This window comes from Pseudomonas sp. AMR01 (assembly GCF_041946035.1).
In the GTDB taxonomy this organism is placed as follows: Bacteria; Pseudomonadota; Gammaproteobacteria; order Pseudomonadales; family Pseudomonadaceae; genus Aquipseudomonas; species Aquipseudomonas antarctica_B.
Map to the genome: position 1 here is coordinate 195,751 of NZ_JAUTYR010000003.1, position 17,062 is coordinate 212,812.

The 17,062-nt window shown below is 61.3% G+C and carries 18 protein-coding genes; 10 read left to right on the forward strand and 8 right to left on the reverse strand.

The window, feature by feature from the left end:
* Nucleotides 1-33: 33 nt before the first annotated feature.
* From Q7C20_RS04395 to hflK (Q7C20_RS04425), 7 genes are all read right to left on the reverse strand, one after another.
* A complete protein-coding gene (locus tag Q7C20_RS04395; RefSeq protein WP_375065733.1) occupies nucleotides 34-822 on the reverse strand; it encodes a putative DNA-binding domain-containing protein in 789 nt (262 codons plus the stop codon).
* Nucleotides 813-1,658, reverse strand: a complete 846-nt coding sequence (locus Q7C20_RS04400) for a DUF692 domain-containing protein (protein ID WP_375065735.1) — start codon at nucleotides 1,656-1,658, stop codon at nucleotides 813-815. The genes Q7C20_RS04395 and Q7C20_RS04400 overlap by 10 nt, the downstream gene beginning before the upstream one ends.
* Nucleotides 1,659-1,723: 65 nt before the next feature.
* Entirely contained in the window at nucleotides 1,724-1,975 is a 252-nt protein-coding gene (locus Q7C20_RS04405; protein ID WP_348055725.1) for a hypothetical protein, read from the reverse strand.
* Between the two features lie 118 nt (nucleotides 1,976-2,093).
* Nucleotides 2,094-3,980: a cation-translocating P-type ATPase gene (locus Q7C20_RS04410; protein WP_375065737.1), complete on the reverse strand. Its 1,887-nt coding sequence runs from the start codon at nucleotides 3,978-3,980 to the stop codon at nucleotides 2,094-2,096.
* Nucleotides 3,977-5,011 (reverse strand): protease modulator HflK, encoded by a 1,035-nt coding sequence (gene hflK / locus Q7C20_RS04415; RefSeq protein ID WP_375065739.1) that lies wholly within the window; start codon nucleotides 5,009-5,011, stop codon nucleotides 3,977-3,979. Before hflK (Q7C20_RS04415) ends, Q7C20_RS04410 begins: the two co-directional genes overlap by 4 nt.
* Complete coding sequence (hflC, locus tag Q7C20_RS04420) at nucleotides 5,008-5,997, reverse strand: protease modulator HflC (protein ID WP_177004980.1); 990 nt, start codon at nucleotides 5,995-5,997, stop codon at nucleotides 5,008-5,010. Before hflC ends, hflK (Q7C20_RS04415) begins: the two co-directional genes overlap by 4 nt.
* A 12-nt stretch (nucleotides 5,998-6,009) precedes the next feature.
* On the reverse strand, nucleotides 6,010-7,935 hold the full coding sequence (gene hflK, locus Q7C20_RS04425; RefSeq protein WP_375065742.1) for a protease modulator HflK: 1,926 nt from the start codon (nucleotides 7,933-7,935) through the stop codon (nucleotides 6,010-6,012).
* Between the two features lie 303 nt (nucleotides 7,936-8,238).
* On the opposite strand from hflK (Q7C20_RS04425), the gene Q7C20_RS04430 reads away from it, so the two are divergent.
* From Q7C20_RS04430 to Q7C20_RS04470, 9 genes are all read left to right on the forward strand, one after another.
* Entirely contained in the window at nucleotides 8,239-8,859 is a 621-nt protein-coding gene (locus Q7C20_RS04430; RefSeq protein WP_375065744.1) for a CDP-alcohol phosphatidyltransferase family protein, read from the forward strand.
* 11 nt (nucleotides 8,860-8,870) lie between these two features.
* Complete coding sequence (locus tag Q7C20_RS04435; protein WP_375065746.1) at nucleotides 8,871-10,625, forward strand: bifunctional alpha/beta hydrolase/class I SAM-dependent methyltransferase; 1,755 nt, start codon at nucleotides 8,871-8,873, stop codon at nucleotides 10,623-10,625.
* A gap of 2 nt (nucleotides 10,626-10,627) precedes the next feature.
* Nucleotides 10,628-11,926 carry a phosphatase PAP2/dual specificity phosphatase family protein gene (locus Q7C20_RS04440; RefSeq protein WP_375065748.1) on the forward strand — a complete coding sequence of 433 codons (1,299 nt, stop codon included), beginning with the start codon at nucleotides 10,628-10,630 and terminating at the stop codon, nucleotides 11,924-11,926.
* Nucleotides 11,916-12,359, forward strand: a complete 444-nt coding sequence (locus Q7C20_RS04445) for a hypothetical protein (protein ID WP_348055735.1) — start codon at nucleotides 11,916-11,918, stop codon at nucleotides 12,357-12,359. Before Q7C20_RS04440 ends, Q7C20_RS04445 begins: the two co-directional genes overlap by 11 nt.
* Nucleotides 12,360-12,368: 9 nt before the next feature.
* Nucleotides 12,369-12,989 (forward strand): lysophospholipid acyltransferase family protein, encoded by a 621-nt coding sequence (locus Q7C20_RS04450; RefSeq protein WP_375065750.1) that lies wholly within the window; start codon nucleotides 12,369-12,371, stop codon nucleotides 12,987-12,989.
* A 1-nt stretch (nucleotide 12,990) separates the two neighbouring features.
* A complete protein-coding gene (locus tag Q7C20_RS04455; protein ID WP_375065752.1) occupies nucleotides 12,991-13,923 on the forward strand; it encodes a phosphatidate cytidylyltransferase in 933 nt (310 codons plus the stop codon).
* 162 nt (nucleotides 13,924-14,085) lie between these two features.
* Entirely contained in the window at nucleotides 14,086-14,550 is a 465-nt protein-coding gene (locus tag Q7C20_RS04460) for a helix-turn-helix domain-containing protein (protein WP_348055741.1), read from the forward strand.
* A complete protein-coding gene (locus Q7C20_RS04465) occupies nucleotides 14,541-15,128 on the forward strand; it encodes a mobile mystery protein B (protein WP_375065754.1) in 588 nt (195 codons plus the stop codon). The genes Q7C20_RS04460 and Q7C20_RS04465 overlap by 10 nt, the downstream gene beginning before the upstream one ends.
* A 368-nt stretch (nucleotides 15,129-15,496) precedes the next feature.
* Nucleotides 15,497-15,697 (forward strand): DUF3077 domain-containing protein, encoded by a 201-nt coding sequence (locus Q7C20_RS04470; RefSeq protein ID WP_348055745.1) that lies wholly within the window; start codon nucleotides 15,497-15,499, stop codon nucleotides 15,695-15,697.
* A gap of 118 nt (nucleotides 15,698-15,815) precedes the next feature.
* Here the strand turns inward: Q7C20_RS04470 and Q7C20_RS04475 are convergent, their stop codons facing one another.
* Nucleotides 15,816-16,289, reverse strand: a complete 474-nt coding sequence (locus Q7C20_RS04475) for an Lrp/AsnC family transcriptional regulator (protein WP_029529034.1) — start codon at nucleotides 16,287-16,289, stop codon at nucleotides 15,816-15,818.
* Nucleotides 16,290-16,424: 135 nt separating this feature from the next.
* On the opposite strand from Q7C20_RS04475, the gene Q7C20_RS04480 reads away from it, so the two are divergent.
* A complete protein-coding gene (locus Q7C20_RS04480) occupies nucleotides 16,425-17,054 on the forward strand; it encodes a LysE family translocator (RefSeq protein WP_348055747.1) in 630 nt (209 codons plus the stop codon).
* The last annotated feature ends 8 nt before the right edge of the window (nucleotides 17,055-17,062 follow it).

The window sequence follows — 17,062 nt, forward strand, 5'->3', positions numbered from 1 at the left end:
AAAGTAGGAGGCTATCGATTTGATAGCTCTCCACTATGGAAATCGGCGCTCGAGCAAACCGTCCTGGATCCACTGTTTCAGCCACGTAACGGCCTGCAAAGGGGCACCCTCTGCATAAGTGACTGCCAGCTCAGCGCACAGTTCTGAAAAATTCCAGCCGGTCGTCACCATGCCTGCCAGCGCGCAGGCTTCTGCAGGTTCCAGGCTGCGGTAGTGACATACGTTCTGATGGCGCCAAACCAGGCAAATCTGCGCCGACTCAAGCGCGAGGCTTTCGGGGAAATCCGACTCGTCCTTGCTGGCCCGCCAGATCGCCACGCTGTTGAAATGGCAACGCACCTGCTGCACCGAAGGCGCCAGAGTGACCTGCAAACCCGGCCAGTCTTCAGGTGGCAGCGAGGCCATGTCATTCAGGCTCAGCGGCTCGCCCTGCGGCGCATCGAACGCCAGGGTAAACGCCCATTCCAGGCGCGCCAGTTCAACCAGCGGCGGGCTTTGCTCAGCCACCAAGTGTTGCGCAATAAACGCCGGGAAGCGCTCGCCTAGCCAGCGCAAGCTGTAATGGGCGGAGGGATAACGGCGCACATAGGCCTCTGTCAGTAACGCGAATTCATCGTCGCCCAGCCAATACCAGATCGCGCCGAAGTCATGGCGCAACACTTCCTGCAACCTCGATACATAGGCGTTGTGATAAATCGCCAGGCCCGTGTCCACGTCCAGCGTCGGCCCGCCGATTAACGTGGCGGCAAAGTCGCTGTTGGCGATGGAGGTTTCAGATAACAGGTGCTGTTCGAAGGCCAACTGCCAGTCGGTCAGGCGCATAGCGTCCTCCTGGCCAACGCGGTCGCGCCCAGTTCGCGGGCTTTGCTCAACTCGGTGAGCAGCTCCTCGAACGGCGGAAAATGGTCATCGCGCTCCAACAAGGTCGACACCGGCCCCAAATGTTCGAGCGTCTGTTGATACAGCGCCCACACCGGGTCACACACCGGGTGGTCATGGGTATCGACCACGTAGTCGCCGTAGTCCATATGCCCCGCCAGGTGCAACTGGCGAATGCTTTGCGGTGGCAGGCTGCGAATAAACGTCCACGCGTCAAAACCATGGTTACGCGAACTCACGTACACATTATTAACGTCCAGCAGCAGCTGGCAGCCGGTGAGATGGGCCAGCGCGTTGAGGAATTCCCACTCGGTAAACTCATCCGCCTTGGAGCGCACGTAACTGGAGACATTTTCCAGCACCAGCGGGCGCTGCAGCACGTCCTGCACTTGGCGAACGCGGGCGGCCACGTGGTAAAGGCTTTCTTCGGTGTAAGGCAAGGGCAACAAATCGTGCAACTGGTGCGCGCTGCCACGGCTCCAGCACAGATGATCGGAAATCCACGCGGGCTGAATGCGCTCGGCGAGCTGCTTTATTTGTTTCAGGTAATCGATATCGAGGGCATGCGGCCCACCGATAGACAGGGACACGCCATGCATCACCAAGGGATAGCGTTCGGCGATAGCGTCCAGGTAGTACAAGGCTTTGCCGCCCTGGACCAGATAATTCTCGGAGATCACTTCGAACCAATCCACGGCCGGCGACTGTTCAAGGATCTGCTGATAGTACTCACTGCGTAAACCCAGGCCGTAACCCAGACTTGGAAGGGAAGCGGACATCAAACACTCCTGGGCAAAGTGTCCGCAGCGGTGGGGGCATCCGCTGCGGGAGCACTCGGTGCCGGTTATTCGCCGACTTTGCCGCCAGCGGCATCGCAGGCTGCCTTGGTCATCGCCTTGAAACCGTGGCCCTTGCAAGCAGCCTGCCCTTTGCAGGCATTATCAGCAGTTTTGCAGTCGTTCATGCCTTTGCAGGAAGTCACACCGTAGCAGTGAACAGGAGCGTCGGCGGCCTGTGCCTGGGTGGTGACACCGGCAAACATAGTGGCGGCAGCAAAAGCCAGGGCAGCACCGGAAACGGCATTTTTGATGTTCATTTTTGTATTCCTCGAGAATCAATATGGGAGTCGGTCCAAACGGATTGTTCAGTCTCGACACACCACTAGAGTGAGGTCCCTCATCGGCGTTACAGCCCTGTGCAAATATTTCCAGAAATTATTCGTCGAGCTTCAAAAGGGGTTCCTGAAAGCGTAGCAAACGCCCGGCATTACCCAGCACCAGCAAGGTGCTGAGGTTATGCAGCACCGCCGCAATCATGGCGCCCGCCGCGCCCAACCAGCCAAATGCGGCGAACACCACAATAGCGAGCGTCCAGCCCAGGCCGATGATCACGTTAACCTGCAGCGTGTGTCGGCACTGTCGGCTCAAGCGCACACAGGTGCCCAAGCGGCGCAAATCGCTGCCGATCAACACCACGTCCGCCGACGCCAAGGCGATATCCGCCCCGCCCGCGCCCATCGCCACGCCGACCACACCGGCCTTGAGTGCCAGCGAATCGTTGATGCCGTCGCCCACCACCATTGGCCGGAAGCCGCTGCTGATCTCACCCAGCACGCGGTTGAGTTTGTCTTCCGGCAAGGCTTGGGCTTCGACGTCGCTGATACCCACGTCCAGCGCCAGGCTGTCGGCAACACTTTGACGGTCGCCGGTCAGTAGCAACTGGCGGCCCAGGCCCAAATCCCGCAGCTCTTGCAGGGCCTGGCGTGCTTCCGGCTTGACGCTGTCCGCCAGCAACATCCACGCCAGAAACTGCCCGTTCAACGCCAGCCCGGCAATCGGCCCGTCATGAATGGGAACCGCCGTGGTGGTAATGCCCAACTGCTCGAACAACTCCGGCCGCCCCAGCGCCGCCTCGCCTTGATCGGTCTGCGCCACCACGCCAAGGCCTTGGCGCTCGCGGATATCGGTCAACGCCAGCATTTGCTCGTGCGTCGCCAACCCCGCCAACGCGCGGCTGACCGGGTGGCTACTCGCAGAACCCAGGCTGGCTGCCAGGTTCAATAACACCTGCCGATCCGGCGCGGTGGTTTCGATGGACTGCAACCGCAACGTGCCAAATGTCAGCGTGCCGGTCTTGTCGACCACCAATGACGTCAGGTCCGCCAGCTCTTCCAGAAACGCCGAGCTGCGAATCAAAATCCCATGCCGCGCCGCGACGGCAATCCCCGCAATCGCTGTGGCCGGCGCCGACAACACCAACGCACACGGGCACGCCGCCACCAGCACGGCCAACATTGCCTGGGCGTCATTGGTCACAAACCAGGTCACCGCCGCCAGCAGCAACACCAGCACCATATAACTGCCGGCATAACGCTCCAGCAGCCGCGTGATCGGCGGCTTGGAGCGCTCGGCGTTCTGCATCAACGCGATGACCTTGCCCAACGTCGACTCATCACCGGTGCGCGTCACCTGCAAGCGCAGCAGGCCATCCAGGTTGATCGCTCCGCCAAACACCTGCACGCCCACACTGGCTTCCAGCGGTACCGACTCACCGGTAATCGGCGCCGTATCCAGGCTGGCCTGACCGGACAGCACCACGCCATCGGCGGGCACTCGGTCACCGGCACGCACTTCGACGATATCGCCGGTGTTCAACGTGCCGTTATCCACTTCAACGATGCTGCCGTCGGCCTGCACCAACCGCGCGTGGCTGCGGGTCAGTTTGCCCAGGGCGTGAATCGCTTCCTGGGAGCCGATCACGCTGCGCTCCTCCAGCACATGGCCGAAGATCATGATGATCGGCAGCAGCGCGGCGGTGAGCAGATCACCCGTGGCCCATGCGCCCATCATCGCCAGGGCGATCAATTGGTCAGTGATGCCATGCAGGCTTGGGAAACGCAGGCTGTACCACGCAGAACGCATCACCGGCACGGCCACTAATAAAGAAGCCACGCCCAGCAATAACTGGCTCACCCCCATTTGATCCGGCGCCAACCAGCGCCACACCAAACCCAATATCAACAAGCCCAACGCCAACATGGCCAGGGTCAATTGCCGCGCAGCACTGCGCTGCTCGGCGGACGTCAGCATGGGTGCGCTCATTGTTCAGCTCCCTGAATGATCAAGCGGGAGTCGTCTTTGGGGTCGACCGTGGTTACGGAGCCAGCCTGGCCGAGGATTTTCGGCAGGCGCTCGCGGTACAGCCGCAGCAGCAAGCCCGGGTCCTTAACCTGCGCGAGGCTGGCGACGGTGGCGGTTTGCGCCTGGGCGTTGGCGAGGCGCTCGCTGGCCTGAGCGTGGGCGACTTGCACCAAACGATCAGCATCCTGAGTGGCGGTCTGCGTGAGCTTTTCCGCGTCGGTACGCGCATTGGCAACGGCTTTATCCGCTTGCTGACTGGCCGTCAGCACGGCGTTGAACGCATTCACCGCCGGGCCCGGCAGGCTCGATTGCACATCCACACGGGTGACTTCAATGCCCAACCCCAAACCGGTGGACGCCAACTCCGTCAGGCGTTTGTTGATGCCTTGCACCAGATCACCGCGCAGCCGTTCACGACGCTCGGCGGCGCCGTTATCCGTGCCGATCAGTTCAGGGCGCGCGACCAATATGGTGTCCAGGTCGCGTGCCGCCGTCAGCGCTACCGCGCTGCGCGTGACCAAGCGATCCAGCGCGGGCAAAACATGCTCGCCCTGCAGCACGAACGCGTAAGGCTCGGTGACCTTGTAAAACACCCGTACATCCAGTTGCACCACGCCCGCGTCGCCGGTCAGCAAGTAACCGGAACCGGCCAGCGCATCGCTCAATGGCGTGGCAAAGCTGGCCACGCGATCGGCCTGGATCGCGGTGTCTGAGCGCAGCAGGTTCTCCACCCGACGCTCGATCACCCGGTCCGCCGCCGGCAGTAACACCACTTGCTCAAACGGCTGCGGCCACGCCAATAGCAGCCCGGCATTCTGGATACGATCAAGCGCGCCGAAGTGCAGCACCACGGCGCGATTTTGCGGGTCTATCTGGCGCACATTGGAAAACGCCCAGGCCAACGCTGCCAACACGGTCACCGCGTACAGCGCCAGGAAGGTCAGGCGCCCGGCCTGGATCCACGGGCTGTCCGGGCTGTCACGCGTGGTCATGGCTGAACGTCCTTCGGCCCGTCCACCAGTGCGCGAAATGGCGCGGCGTCAGTACGCAGAATAATCTTGGTGCCCGGCGTGACCACCGTGCCCAGGGTGTCGAGCGAGCGCAGCAGGTTATACAGCTGCGGGTTGCCGGCGTAGGCGCGGCCATAAATCTGCGCCGCTTCGACCCGTGATTGCGCTTCGATGTCGGCGGCTTTCACCGTGGCGTCCGCCTGCACGATGCGCGCGTCACGCTCGGCAGCGGAACGAATCTGCGCCGCTTCACGTTTGCCTACGGCGGTGCGTTCGGTGGCGATGGTTTCACGCTCGGCGCGCATGCGGTCGACGGTGGCAGTCAGCGTCACCGACGGCAACGTCAGCCGCTCCACGCCGACTTGCGCCACGCGCACGCCGTAGGTGGTGAGCAATTGTTGATCAATCTGCTGGCGCAACTGCGCCTCGAAGTCGGCAATGCGCACTTGGCTCGCATCGGTGTTGATCAGGCTGGACAGGTCGAAGCTGGCCGCCGTGGTTTCCAGCGCCGAACCCACAAAGGTCCGAATCTGCCGCGCGGCTTCATCCGGCTGGTTCTGCACCGCGCGCATAAAACGCTGCACGTTGTCGGCATCGCCCTGCACCTGCCACGCCACGTAAGCCTGCACGATGATCCGCAGGCCATCGCGCGTGCCCACGTCCTGCAAACCACTGGACGTGGTGCGCAGGCGCAAGTCCACCGGGATCGCCGCTTCGAACGGCGCCGGCCAGCGCCAGCCCAGGCCCGGCTCGAGCAGCACGCGTGATGGGTTGCCGAAACGGGTAATCACCGTGGCTTCGCCGGAGCGCACTTGCACCAGGCTTGCCGCCGCTACTGCAAACAGCACCAACAACAAGGCCCAGGCCATACGCCGCCAAGGGAAAGGGCCAGCGGCCTGTTCATCACCATGATGATGGTGGTGGTGATGGCCATGGTGATGACCGTGATCGTGAGAATGAGCGCTCAACAGACAGACTCCTTATTGAACGGCTTTACGCGGAACCGAAGGGTCGGCCGGCAAAGTAAAAGAACGCAGATCAATCGTCGGCGCACTGTCGGCGCCCAAACGATGATCCAGAATAAGCAGCTTGGCGTGGGCCAGGCCCAGGCTCAGTTGGCCGAAGTACTGTTCCAGCACAAAGGCCTGGCCCGCCGTGGCGTAGGCCTTTTGTTCGGCGGCAAAACGCAGGTCCGCCGCCTGGGCGCCGGCATTCACCTCGCGTGCAGTGGCCAGGGCCTGATCGCGCGCAGTGCTGGCTTGCAGCAAGGCCTGGTTGGTGTGTTCGCTGGCCGCGCCGCGCTCGCGGGAAATCAACGCCTGGGCGCCGATCTGCGCGGCTTGCACGCCGTGATAGGCATTCGCCGCGCCGGCCGGTGGGTGAATGGCTTCCACCACGGTGGCGAGAATCTCCACGCCACTGTCGAGTTTTTTCAGGTCGGCCTGCACGGCGCGACCGACTTCCTCAGCGAGGCTGGTGCGCTGTTCGCCGAGTAATTCGTCAAGGGTGCGCGAGGCGAAGTCGTGGACCAGGATGCGGCTCGCGGTGCTGCGGATCAGCGTCGGCACGTCGGCAACGTTATAGGTGGCGGCAAGCGCGGCGTGATCGCTGAGGCCGATGCGGTACACGAACCGCACGTCCATATTGACGATCTGGAAGCTCTGCTTGTCGCCGCTGCTGCTGGCGATCACCTGGGACTTGTCATTGACATGGCTGGCGTCCCACAAACGGTTGGCAATGGTAGGCGCCGGGCCTTCGGCAGGCGCCAGTTCCGGTGCGGCGGCTTCGCTGACGCTGGTGGCCAGCTCATGCACCACGCCATTTTCCACATTCAATACGCGGCCCAACGGCCAGGGCAAACCGGCATGCAGGCCTGGGCCAAACACTTCGACCGGTTTGCCGAAGCGCTCATAAATCCCACGGCCTTGCAGCGGCACTTCATGCACGCCGGTCAGCGCCCAGCCCACAGCCACCACCACCAGCAACACCGGTAAAAATGCCCGGCGCATGTAGGTGAATGCCCAAATCTGGCGCAGGTCGATGCCGAAGCGGTTGTGCAATTCGTGCTGCAAAGCCTGCAAGGGTTGCGGCGGCCAGCGCAGCAGCCCGGCGATAAAGCTCTGCGCCATCAGGCGCGGCTCAACGCGCGGCTGGCGCGGGCTGAACAGCGAGAGTACGGCTCTGAGCAAAAGCTCCACGGCGACCAAACCAGGCAACAGGCCGATCAGCACCGCCAGGCGCAGTGGCCAAACGGATTGCGCGCCAGCGAACAGCAAGCAAATGGCACTGACCAGCAGGCTCACAATCGCCACCCGGCTCAACTGCGCCAGCTGCGAGGCTTCCGGCCACTGCGCGGCGGTTTCCTGCGCCAGGCGACGCTCAAATACCAGCAAGCCAAACGCCAGCGCCAAGGCCAGCGCGGCACCGATGCTCGCCGACTGGCCCACGACGGCGGCAGGCAATGCCAGGTTCCAGAATTGGATGATGCTGACCAGCGCCAGCAACGACAAGCCGGCCAACCACAAAACGGGGGTGCCGATTTGCGCGATCAACCCGCTACCGAAACGCTCCACAAGACGCGCATACAGGCCTGCGTCTTCGTCGACTGTTTCGACCACGGCTGTCGTCGGTTCTTCCAGCGCCTGGGCGCGCCAGTCGGCCACCCACCACGCCGATTGCAAACCGGCCACCAGCACCAGTAACGCGGACGCGCAGTTGATCAACACCACCGGCCAGATCGACAACGGCGCAAACAACGCGACAAACAGTGCCAGTACCCAACCGCACACTGCCAGGGCCGTCAGGCTGATACCGGCTTGCCGGAGCCTGCGTGCGTGAAACAACCCCTGCTGAAAACGCGGAAGGCCCTCGACCGAGGCGCCGTCCGCTTCTAGATCCACTTGCATCCGCTCAACGCCCACATGTATACAATTCGTTACGATATAACACGGAGCGTGAAATTTTTGTTTGAAAACAACACAAAACCCCTGTGGGAGCGGGCTTGCTCGCGAATGCGGTGGGTCAGTCACCACTGCACTGGCTGATCGACCGCATTCGCGAGCAAGCCCGCTCCCACATTTATTCTGCGACGCCTGCGAGACCGTGATTAAACCCCCAGAAACACGAGCCATCACTGGTGCAGGCCACGATTAATCGGCACACTCCAAACAGTTTTTCGCGGGTTCACGGACAAGGAAGCGCCACCCCCCATGATTTCGATCTATCAGCTCAAGCCGCGTTTTCAAAACCTGCTGCGCCCCCTCGTGCAGCGCCTCTACGACAACGGCACCACCGCCAACCAAATCACCGTGCTGGCGGGTGTTGTTTCTGTGCTGATCGGCCTGCTGATCGCGAGCTTCGCCGCCCACCTTTGGCTGTTTGCGCTGATCCCCCTGTGGATGATCCTGCGCATGGCCCTCAATGCCATCGACGGCATGCTCGCCCGGGAATTCGGCCAGCAGTCGCGCCTCGGCGCTTACCTCAATGAACTGTGCGACGTGATCGCCGACAGTGCGCTGATCCTGCCCTTTGCCTTGATCCCCGGCGTGAGCCTGGCGCCAGTGCTGCTGGTGGCTCTGCTCGCCGTGTTCAGCGAGTACGCCGGCGTACTCGGGCCGATGGTCGGCGCCTCGCGACGCTACGACGGCCCGATGGGCAAGAGTGATCGCGCCTTTGTACTCGGTGTACTGGCCACCGGCGTCGCGCTGGGCTGGCTCGGCGCGGGTTGGGTTCAAGCGGTCATGTGGACAGTCGCTGCCCTGCTCGCCTACACCCTGGTGAACCGCGTACGCCAAGGCCTCAAAGAAGAAAATACCTCTCCGATTGCATAAGGATTTTTGCGATGCGCGAACAGCAAGAACACACCTTCAGTACCCATGATGGCGTCGAGCTTTTCTACCGGCACTGGCCGGCCACCGCCCCGCAGGGTGATGAGCCGCGAGAGGCGATCCTGCTGTTCCATCGCGGCCATGAGCATTCGGGTCGCATCGCCCACCTGGTGGATGAGCTTGATCTGCCGCAGTTCGACTTCTTCGCCTGGGACGCCCGCGGCCACGGCCAATCCCCCGGCGAGCGCGGCGACAGCCCAAGCTTCGCCACCAGCGCACGGGATGTGCAGACCTTCTGCGACCACATCGGCGCCACGTACAGCATCAAAGAAGAAAACATTGCCGTCATCGCCCAAAGCGTCGGCGCGGTCATCGCAGCGACTTGGGTGCACGATTACGCGCCGAAGATCCGCGCGCTGGTGCTCGCCTCCCCCGCGTTCAAGGTCAAGCTCTACGTGCCCTTCGCACGGCCCGGCCTGGCGCTGATGCGCAGGTTTCGCGGCAACTTTTTCGTCAACAGTTACGTCAAGGCCAAGTTCCTCAGCCATGACCCGCAGCGCGTGGCGTCCTACGACAGCGACCCGCTGATCACCAAAGCCATCTCGGTGAATGTGCTGCTCGGCCTGTACGAAGCCGCCGACCGCGTTGTAGCCGATGCCCAGGCGATCCAGGTGCCGACGCAACTGCTGATTTCCGGTTCGGACTTCGTAGTTCACCGCAAACCCCAGCAGCAGTTTTTCGACCGCCTCGGCAGCCTGAAAAAAGAGCTGCACATCTTGCCCGGTTTCTTCCACGACACCCTCGGCGAACGCGACCGCGCGGTGGCCGTGAACAGCGCCAAACGCTTTATCCTGCAAAACTTCGCGCACCCGCTGGACCGCGCTTCGCTGCTCGATGCCGACAAGCTGGGCGCCACCTGCGCCGAATCCGAATCCCTCGCCGCGCCACTGCCGCGCAATTCCCTGCGCGACCTGTACTGGCGCATGACCCGCGCCAGCATGGGCCTGGGCAAGAACCTCTCGGATGGCGTCAAACTCGGCTTCGACACCGGCTTCGATTCCGGCAGCACCCTGGACTACGTGTACCGCAACAAGCCCACCGGCAAGGGCGGTTTGGGGCGAATGATCGACACCAACTACCTCAACTCCATCGGCTGGCGCGGCATTCGCCAACGCAAGCTGAACGTTGAAGAACTGCTGCGCCTGGCCATGGCCAAGTTGCGCGGGGACGATCGCGAAGTGCGCATCGTCGATATTGCCGCCGGTCACGGCCGCTACATTCTGGAAGCCTTGCAGGGTGTGTCGCCATTGCCGGAATCGATCCTGCTGCGCGACTACAGCGACATCAACGTGCGCGACGGTGGCGCGCTGATTCGCGAGAAAGGCCTGGGGGATATCGCGCAATTCATCAAAGGCGATGCGTTTGACCGGGTGGACCTCGCCGCGCTGGACCCCAAGCCCACCCTGGCGGTGGTGTCCGGGCTGTACGAATTGTTCGCCGATAACGCCATGGTCGGCGGCTCGCTGGCGGGCCTTGCCGAAGCCGTAGAACCTGGCGGCTATCTGGTCTACACCGGCCAGCCGTGGCACCCGCAACTGGAACTGATTGCCCGCGCGTTGACCAGCCACCGCCAGGGCCAGGCCTGGGTGATGCGCCGTCGCAGCCAGGCAGAAATGGATCAACTGGTTGAAGCGGCGGGTTTCCGCAAGATCACCCAACGTGTGGATGAGTGGGGCATTTTCACCGTGTCCCTGGCACAGAAGATCTGAGCATGCGCGAACCCGGTTTATTGAAACCAGCGGTCCTCTGGCTGCTGTTGCTGGCGCCGCTGTTTTTCAGCACCTACGGCTTCGCTACGTGGGTGACCAGCCAGCGCAGCGACGTCGGCACACTGGTGTTCGCCTGGGAAACCCACATGCCGTTCCTGGCGTGGACCATCGTGCCCTACTGGTCCATCGACTTGCTCTATGGCTTTTCCCTGCTGCTGCCCAATAGCCGCCATGAGCTGAAACAACATGCGCTACGCCTGCTCAGTGCACAGCTGATCGCGGTGAGCTGCTTTTTGATCTGGCCACTGCGTTTCACCTTCGAACGGCCGGAGCTGGATGGCGTGTTCGGCTGGCTGTTTGCAGTGCTGGCGGGCTTCGACAAGCCGTTCAACCAGGCGCCTTCGTTACATATCGCGCTGCTGGTAATTTTGTGGGTGATGTACCAGCGTCACACCCAGGGTTTATGGCGTTGGGTGGTTCACGGCTGGTTCGCGCTGATCGGGGTTTCAGTCCTGACCACTTATCAACATCACTTTATCGACTTACCCACAGGCGCTCTCGCCGGCTGGCTGTGCGTGTGGTTGTGGCCGACGGAACATCCAAGCCCACTGTTGAATATAAAGCTGGCTCGGGATCCCAAGCGCTGGCGGCTAGGCCTGCGTTATGGGCTGGGCGCTTTGGTCCTGGTGATTCTCGCCTTTGTCCTGGGCGGCGGTTGGTTATGGCTGCTGTGGCCTGCCGTTTCATTGGTTTTGATAATGGCGAATTACTGCGTGCTCGGTGCCAGCGGCTTTCAGAAACGCACCGACGGGAGACTGACGCCCGCGGCTCGCTGGCTGTATGCGCCCTATTTGGCTGGCGCGTGGATCAACTCACGCCTGTGGACGCGCAAACGCCCGCAACCCGATCAGGTTGTGGATAACGTTTGGCTGGGGCGAATTCCTACGGCCAGTGAGCAAGGCTCCTTCAAGGCCATCGTCGATCTCTGTGCCGAGTTGCCGATTTATCCACAAGGTCGCGCCTATCAATCCATCCCTGTGCTGGACCTTGTCACCCCAACGCCCGACGAATGCCTGCACGCCGCCCACGCCATCGAACGCCTGCGTTCCAAAGGCCCGTTACTGGTGTGCTGCGCCCTCGGTTACTCGCGTAGCGCCACCGCCGTTGCCGCCTGGCTGCTGCACAGCGGGCGCGCGGCAACCGTCGACGAGGCACTGGCTATTATTCGTACAGCGCGGGCCGCTGTTGTCCTGCACCCCGCTCACCGCCAAGCTTTGGAGGGGTTATCCCATGCCCGCTGATATGCAATTGCAGGTCGTCGCCAGCCTGCTGCGTCGTGGCCGGTCGCTGGATCAGTTATCCACAGGCCTGACATTGCTCGGCTTCTTATTCGGCCTGGCGCAGCTGTTAATGGCGAGCATCTCGACTATTTGCCTGTTGCTCGCCCTGTGGATGATCGTTCTCGGGCTGCTGCAAAAGTACTGGGCGTTGCGTGTGGCCTTCGACGCCGACTTGTTCGCCGTGATGGCCCGCGACACTGAACGCACCCCGGACCTCGACCGGGCCTTGCAAGCCCTCGGCCTGCAATCGGCCAAGCGCGCTGGCCGCGCCTGGACCGAACGCCGTCGTGGCGCTCTCAAATTGCTGCGCAAACAGGCCTGGTTGCTCGGCGCGCAAGCGCTGCTGACCCTGGCCGTGATCCTCGCCAGCCCTTGGCTACCTTTCGCCGGATAAGGAATTCCCATGTTCGAACCCGTGGTCGCCACGCTGATTACCTCCATGGCCCGCACCGTCACTGGCGCTCGCAGCCTGTGGTTGGGCTGCGCGCCCGTGCCCGTGCAGCGCATCTACTTCGCCAACCACAGCAGCCATGGCGACTTCGTACTGCTATGGGCCTCGCTGCCGCAGAACCTGCGCAAATTCACGCGCCCGGTGGCCGGCAGCGACTACTGGAACAAAAGCGCCCTGCGCCGCTACATTATCAACCGTGTATTCAACGGCGTGTTGATCGACCGCGAGCGCAAAGACCCTGTGGATAACCCTTTACAGCCGATGCTCGCCGCGCTTGAAGGCGGCGAATCGCTGATCATCTTCCCCGAAGGCACGCGCAATCTGGAAGACGGTCTGCTGCCGTTCAAAAGCGGCCTGTATCACTTGGCAAAAAGTTACCCACAGGCCGAGTTGATCCCCGTGTGGATCGCCAACCTTAACCGAGTCATGCCCAAGGGCCGCGTACTGCCGCTGCCTTTGCTGTGCACCACCAGTTTCGGCGCGCCGCTGCAATTGGAGGCAGACGAAGACAAGGCTGCCTTCCTTGCCCGCACCCGCGACGCCCTGCTCGCCCTCGCCCCGGAGCATGTCTGACATGGATAGCCAAACCCTGATGTTATTCGGCGGCATCGGCGCGATCCTGGTGCTCGCTTCGCTGATCGGCCTGATCCTCAAACTGCGCACCCGTGGCGCGCCGAACGCGGTGGTCGACAACCTCAACGCGCGCATCAACGCCTGGTGGGTGATGGTGGTGGTGATCGGCATCGCCTTCTGGCTCGGCACCGGCGCGGTGATCCTGCTGTTCTACGCGGTGTCGTTCTACGCCCTGCGCGAATTTCTGACCCTCACCCCCACCCGCCGCAGCGACTACCCGGCGCTGGTGGCCGCGTTTTACATAGCGCTGCCGGTGCAATACCTGTTGATCTATTCCGACTGGTACGGGCTGTTCTCGATCTTCATCCCGGTGTACGTGTTCCTGCTGCTGCCGATCCTCGCCTCGCTGGGCGGCGACAGCACACACTTCCTGGAACGTGCGTCGAAAGTGCAGTGGGGCCTGATGATCGCGGTGTTCTGCGTGTCTTTTGTGCCCGCGCTGCTAACCCTCGATATCCCCGGTTACGAAGGCCGTAACCTGCTGCTGATCGCCTATCTGGTGATCGTGGTGCAACTGTCGGATGTGCTGCAGTACGTGTGCGGCAAGCTGTTCGGCAAGCACAAGATCGCGCCCAACCTCTCACCGTCCAAGACGGTGGAAGGCTTTGTCGGCGGGATTCTGCTCTCATCCCTGATCGGCGCGGCGCTGTGGTGGACCACGCCGTTCAACCCGTGGCAGTCGTTCTTGATCGCACTTCTGATCAACCTGCTGGGCTTCGCCGGCGGCATCGTGATGTCGGCGATCAAACGCGACCGTGGCGTGAAGGACTGGGGGCACATGATCGAAGGGCACGGCGGCATGCTGGATCGCTTGGATTCGGTGTGTTTTGCAGCACCGATCTTCTTTCACCTCGTGCGGTATTGGTGGACGTAAACTTCGTTGACGTTAACAACCTGAATCAACTTATAAGCCTATAGGCAAACGAGATCATGTATTTTGTTAGTCTATAGGCTTATTTTTTATATTGACTGTATACCTATAGGCTAATATTTTTATGTCATTGATAGCCTATAAGCTTACAAAAGGTCCTTCCCCATGAGTGCTTCCAACCTCTACAAACTACGCCTTTCTCAAGTAGAACGTGCCATTGAACCGTTTAATGCAGTAAAAAATGCGCCTGTTCCGCCAGGCGGTTGGCTGCGGGCCATCCGAGAGTCATTAGGTCGCTCACTAAGAGCGCAGGCCGAAATTGCGGGCGTATCCCCAGTCACTCTGACCAAGTCAGAGCGCTCCGAGGCTGAAGACCGGATATCGCTCGCACAACTGAGGAAACTAGCGGCAGCGCTGGACTGTGAACTCGTCTACGGCCTGGTCCCCAGGAAGCCCCTGCAGGAAGTCATCCAAGACCGCGCCGAACTCATGGCGAAGCAAGAAATCCTGGGCGTCGCCCATTCCATGAGCCTCGAAGACCAACGCCCCTCTGATGCGTTCATCGAACGGCAGATTGATGAGCGCCGCAAAGAACTGCTCGACGGTTCGTGGGCGCGCCTATGGCAATAGAACTGGAGCTTAAACCAGGCCAAACACCCCTGGATCCCGACGAAGTCGCTGGCCTGAAACCGAGACACATCGCCACCCAGGGCGAACTGGATGAATGGGAAGCGCAAAACATCCTCAAAGCCTCGCGGTGGATAGCTCGGCAAAAAAAGCTGGATGTATTGAACGATCATTTCTGCCGTGAGCTGCACGTAAAAATGTTCGACGACACTTGGAAATGGGCCGGTACTTTCCGCAAATCCGATAAGAATATCGGCTGTGACTGGACGCAGATTGCAGTCGGTTTGCGCCAGTTGCTCGACAACGTGGATTACTGGCTGGAGCACAACGTTTTCCCGCCAGAAGAGGTTGCCGTGCGCTTTCATCATCGACTTGTTTGGTTACACGCCTTTCCAAATGGCAACGGTAGACATGCTCGGCTCATGACCGACTGCCTGCTGAGGCAATGCGGGCTTGCTCCCTTCTCCTGGGGGCGCGGTAACCTGGTGACCGCAAATGAAGTGCGCCAACGCTACATCCAAGCGCTTCGCGCTGCCGACGCAAATGATTACACCGCGCTTATGGGTTTCGTGCGTAGCTGACCCGTCTATTCCATGTGTTGGGCAAAGTCTGAAACTACCGCTCCTACCTGCCTCGTCCCTTTCTTTCGCAGGACATTTCCGAGAGAATCTCAGCCGCTTGTGCCCTGCCTTTCCGGTGGCTAGTCTGCGTTCGTCACTGCTAATTCAGTGACCGGGTTTAGTCGCTCGGATAGATTTACATTGGGCGCACAAGCGCCATCGCAAGCCTGGCGTTTTTTTTCGCCAACGCTTTTTGGTGGCTGTGCGCAGGGCACCTTCGGGTGCGCCGGGTTCCCAATGTTCCGGTCGACTAACCTGCGTACAGCTGCCACCCCATCGTTTAGTCGCGATTAATGGCAGCTCCAACTACCTACATTGGAGTTACCGCAATGAGCAAAGTAAGACCTGATCCGCCACACCACTTTTTCACCCCCCATCCCGACCTCAGCCTGGAAGACGCCCTGGCCTACGCCTCAGACCTGCTCCACTGCGCCGAAGGGTTAAGTGATTCACCCAAAGCCGCTGGCTACCTGATGGAGATGGCCAAGGTGATGGTGGACCGTTCACTGGACTGCATGAGCCCGCAGTAAACCTGTGGGAGCGGGCTTGCTCGCGAAGACGGTGTGTCAATCACCAAATATGTGGGCTGACACACCGCTTTCGCGAGCAAGCCCGCTCCCACATGGGTTTTGCAGTGTTTTAAAGTGCTCAGCCCGGCAGATGCCCCAGCGGCAGCGCCCCTGGGGTTTTTACGGTTTGAATCGCGAAGTTGCTGCGAATATCCCTCACGCCCGGCAACTTCAACAAACTCCCGGTGACGAACCGCTCATACCCGCGCAAATCCGGCACGACCACCTGCAGCAGAAAATCGGATTCCCCCGACACCAGAAACGCCGAGATCACCTCGGGCAATGCCATTACCGCTTCGCGAAAGGCGTTGGCCTCGGTGTCGTTATGCCGCTCTACCTTGACGCCTACAAACACCATCATCCCCAGGCCCACTTCATCGCGGTCAAGGGTGGCCTGATAGCCACGAATCACTCCGGCTTCTTCAAGCAGGCGCACACGCCGCAGGCAAGGTGAGGCAGACAAGCCGATTTCGTCAGCCAGTTGCACGTTGCTCAGGCGGCCATCCCGTTGCAGGGCTTCAAGAATCTTGCGGTCAAAGGCGTCCAGTTTCAGATTTGGCATAAGTGAATGGCTTTCATCACATTTAGTGGCAGACAGTGCCAAGACTAGACGCTTTTCTAGCTGACTACGCAAGCACCTGCCCCGCCCTTCAACCTTAGAATTAGCCAACAATTCAAGGGGTGAAACATGGCGGAACTCTGGTTATTTCTGGTGGCCCTTTCGGTGGCGTATTTGTTGCCCGGGCCGGACATGATCCTGCTGCTGCAAACCGGCGCACGCCAGGGCAAAGCCTTGGCGCTGACCACGGCGATTGGTTTGGGCCTGGCGCGGGCATGCCATGTGGCACTGGCCGGCATGGGCCTGGCGACCTTGTTCAAGGTGGCGCCCTGGACGTTTGACGTGGTGCGCCTGGGTGGCGCGGCTTATTTGTTGTGGCTGGGCGTGCAGTGCCTGCGCGCCAACATGCTGCCCGCCCTCGACTCGACCCATACCGCGACAACGGCCCACGCCTGGCGCGAGGCATTCCGACGTGGCCTGCTCACAAACCTGCTCAACCCCAAGGCGCTGCTGTTCTGCTCGGTGCTGCTGCCGCAGTTCATCAACCCGCAAGCCGGCCCGGTGGCGGCACAGTTTGCGTTGCTGGGTGTAATTCTGGTGGTGTTCGGTTTCGCGTTCGACTGCTGCTACGCCCTGGCCGGTGCGCGTATCGGCCGGTGGCTGGCGCGCAATCGCTCGGCGCAGCGCGTGCAGCAGTGGTTGTTCGGCAGTCTTTTGATCGGTTTTGCGGTACGCCTCACCTTTGTGCAACACGCCTGAGCTCATCG

Excerpts from the sequence above, each read along its gene's own strand:
- Q7C20_RS04400 (WP_375065735.1), bottom strand. The coding sequence starts at position 1,658 with ATGTCCGCTTCCCTTCCAAGTCTGGGTTACGGCCTGGGTTTACGCAGT.
- Q7C20_RS04465 (WP_375065754.1), top strand. The coding sequence starts at position 14,541 with ATGGCAATAGAACTGGAGCTTAAACCAGGCCAAACACCCCTGGATCCC.
- Q7C20_RS04445 (WP_348055735.1), top strand. The coding sequence starts at position 11,916 with ATGCCCGCTGATATGCAATTGCAGGTCGTCGCCAGCCTGCTGCGTCGT.
- Q7C20_RS04440 (WP_375065748.1), top strand. The coding sequence starts at position 10,628 with ATGCGCGAACCCGGTTTATTGAAACCAGCGGTCCTCTGGCTGCTGTTG.
- Q7C20_RS04410 (WP_375065737.1), bottom strand. The coding sequence starts at position 3,980 with ATGAGCGCACCCATGCTGACGTCCGCCGAGCAGCGCAGTGCTGCGCGG.
- Q7C20_RS04460 (WP_348055741.1), top strand. The coding sequence starts at position 14,086 with ATGAGTGCTTCCAACCTCTACAAACTACGCCTTTCTCAAGTAGAACGT.
- Q7C20_RS04405 (WP_348055725.1), bottom strand. The coding sequence starts at position 1,975 with ATGAACATCAAAAATGCCGTTTCCGGTGCTGCCCTGGCTTTTGCTGCC.
- Q7C20_RS04430 (WP_375065744.1), top strand. The coding sequence starts at position 8,239 with ATGATTTCGATCTATCAGCTCAAGCCGCGTTTTCAAAACCTGCTGCGC.
- Q7C20_RS04470 (WP_348055745.1), top strand. The coding sequence starts at position 15,497 with ATGAGCAAAGTAAGACCTGATCCGCCACACCACTTTTTCACCCCCCAT.
- Q7C20_RS04480 (WP_348055747.1), top strand. The coding sequence starts at position 16,425 with ATGGCGGAACTCTGGTTATTTCTGGTGGCCCTTTCGGTGGCGTATTTG.
- Q7C20_RS04455 (WP_375065752.1), top strand. The coding sequence starts at position 12,991 with ATGGATAGCCAAACCCTGATGTTATTCGGCGGCATCGGCGCGATCCTG.
- hflK (WP_375065742.1), bottom strand. The coding sequence starts at position 7,935 with ATGCAAGTGGATCTAGAAGCGGACGGCGCCTCGGTCGAGGGCCTTCCG.
- Q7C20_RS04395 (WP_375065733.1), bottom strand. The coding sequence starts at position 822 with ATGCGCCTGACCGACTGGCAGTTGGCCTTCGAACAGCACCTGTTATCT.
- Q7C20_RS04450 (WP_375065750.1), top strand. The coding sequence starts at position 12,369 with ATGTTCGAACCCGTGGTCGCCACGCTGATTACCTCCATGGCCCGCACC.
- Q7C20_RS04435 (WP_375065746.1), top strand. The coding sequence starts at position 8,871 with ATGCGCGAACAGCAAGAACACACCTTCAGTACCCATGATGGCGTCGAG.
- hflK (WP_375065739.1), bottom strand. The coding sequence starts at position 5,011 with ATGACCACGCGTGACAGCCCGGACAGCCCGTGGATCCAGGCCGGGCGC.